The organism is Frankia sp. AiPs1, from assembly GCF_023716945.1.
In the GTDB taxonomy this organism is placed as follows: Bacteria; Actinomycetota; Actinomycetes; order Frankiales; family Frankiaceae; genus Frankia.
In genome coordinates this window covers 1-2,244 of sequence record NZ_JAMQQF010000763.1, presented here as the reverse complement: position 1 = coordinate 2,244, position 2,244 = coordinate 1, and the positions used below count along the sequence as shown (strand labels likewise).

Genomic DNA, 2,244 nt, shown 5'->3' with positions numbered 1-2,244 from the left:
GCGTGGGGGTCAGCGGCCGAGCGGCTCGGCGATCGGCTGGCCCACGGCGGTACCTCCGGCGGCACCGAGGGCGGCGTCGAGGGCGGCGTGCCGGTGGTGCAGGCCGGGCTCGTTGCGGCCGAACACCAGCTCGGGGCGCACGCCGGTCGCCATGGTCCGCTGGATGTCGCTGGCCAGGACGTAGTCCTCGTCGCGGACGGTGCCGTGGGCGTACTCGAAGATCTCGTCCGCCGCCTTACGGTTCGCCTCGTCGGTGAGATCCATCGGGGTGGCGTTCTGGTGATAGGTCACCGAGTGGCCCGGCGCGCTGCCGGGGTAGACCCGGAACACCTCGCCGTTGGCCACGGTGCACGACAGGACGATGTTCGGGAACAGCGCGTAGATCACCACGAAATTGTGCAGTGGCTCCCAGCTCTCCTCCGGCTGGTCCGCGAGATCCCCGATGTGGCGCATCGGGAACACCAGCCGGTGGTGCGGGCCATAGGAATCGAACAGCGCGCAGTTGCTCCGGGTGAACAGGGCGAACGTGTCCTTGTGCACGGTCGCGAAATGGTAGTTCTCCGCGAACGTGTCCAACGCGAGCTTCCAGTTGATCGGGAAGTCGAGGGTCTTCTCGCCGATCGGTGCCCAGTTGCCGATGTCCCAGGAGGCGAGCTCCGGGCCGAGATCACCGAGGTGGGCGTCGATGTCGAGCGGCCCGGCGTCCGGCTGCAGGCCCACCCAGAGGAAGCCGGCACTCTCGGCGGCGGGCAGCTCGGTGAGGCGGACGCCGCCCGCCATCGTGGTCGGGAAGCCCTCCCGGCCGGGGCCGCCGACGAAGCAGCCGCGGTTGTCGTACGTCCACGCGTGATACGGGCAGACGAACCGCTCGGCCTCGCCGCAGCCCTGCGCGACCGTCGCCTGACGATGGGCGCACACATTCTGAAAGGCCCGGACAATGCCGTCCGACCCGCGGGTCAACAGTACGGGAACGCCCATCACGGTCTTCGTGCAGAAGCTGCCCGGGTTCGGCAGCTCGGACCGGTAGCCGACAAGCTGCGGCGAGTTCAGGACGAGTTCCCGCTCCTGCTCGAAGCGTTCCCGTTCCGTGTACACGGCCGCCGGTTGACGCCGCTCCTCGGGCGTCATGTCCGTTGTCTTGTCGCTGACGATTTTGAGCGCCCGTCGAGTCAGGTCGATGAGCTCGTTGCGGTCTATCGGATGCCTCCCTGATGCGGCGGACATGTCTTGGAGAACCCGCCGTACCGGCGGCCCAAGATCATAGGTCCCGGTCGGAGGAAATCGTATGTGGCCGTCTTCAATGGCCGATGCTCCGGGATGAGTCATCATTCCGACAGCAGTGGATGTGTCGCAGGCCGTGATGAGGTAGGGACGGCAGCCGGATTCAACGCCGTTTTTTGTCGTCGAGATGTTGCAGAGAGTCGCCATCGGATCTGTGTGTGGCGGACCTGCGTAATCGGGCCGAGGTCGGGCAGGGCTGCCGGGAGCAGGCCGCGGACCGGGAGCAGACCGCGGACCGGAGCACCCGTGGACGAGGTGCAGACCCCGGACGAGGAGCAGACGGAGAACACACGAGAACGGCTGAGAGAGGAACACGCTGATGACGAAGGATCTCGCTGGCACCCGCATCGCGTTCCTGTCGGCGCCCGAGGGCGTCGAGCAGGTGGAGCTGACGGAGCCCTGGGAGGCCGTGCGAGGGGCCGGCGGCGAGCCGGTCCTCGTGTCGACCGCGCCCGGGAAGATCCAGGCGTTCCACCACCTCGACCGGGGCGACCGCTTCGACGTCGACGAGACGGTCGACCGGGCCGACCCCGCCGCCTTCGACGCGCTGGTCCTGCCCGGCGGCGTCGCGAACCCGGACTTCCTGCGCACGCATCGCGACGCCGTCCGGTTCACCCGGGCCTTCTTCGACGCCGGCCGGCCGGTCGCGGTGATCTGCCACGGGCCGTGGACGCTCGTCGACGCCGAGGTCGTGCGCGGCCGGCGGATCACGAGCTGGCCGAGCGTGCGCACCGACCTCGTCAACGCCGGCGCCCACTGGGTCGACGAGGAGGTCGTCGTCGACACCACCGACGCGAACACGCTGATCAGCAGCCGGCGTCCGGATGACCTGAAGGCGTTCTGCGCGGCGATCGTGGACCACGTCCGCCCCGCCGACCGGCAGGACACCCGCCCGGCCGGCCACCAGCACACCCGCCCGGCCGGGGCCGAACTGTCCGACGCCGAGGCCGCGCGCCAGGTCGC

Annotated in this window: 2 protein-coding genes; one reads left to right on the top strand and one right to left on the bottom strand. The window is 69.4% G+C overall.

The window, feature by feature from the left end; genetic code table 11:
* Positions 1 to 9: 9 nt before the first annotated feature.
* Positions 10 to 1,197, bottom strand: a complete 1,188-nt coding sequence (locus tag ND748_RS30400) for an SRPBCC family protein (protein ID WP_374216077.1) — start codon at positions 1,195 to 1,197, stop codon at positions 10 to 12.
* A gap of 403 nt (positions 1,198 to 1,600) precedes the next feature.
* On the opposite strand from ND748_RS30400, the gene ND748_RS30395 reads away from it, so the two are divergent.
* Positions 1,601 to 2,244 (top strand): type 1 glutamine amidotransferase domain-containing protein (locus tag ND748_RS30395; protein WP_251749698.1); only part of this gene is annotated, 644 nt, incomplete at its 3' end.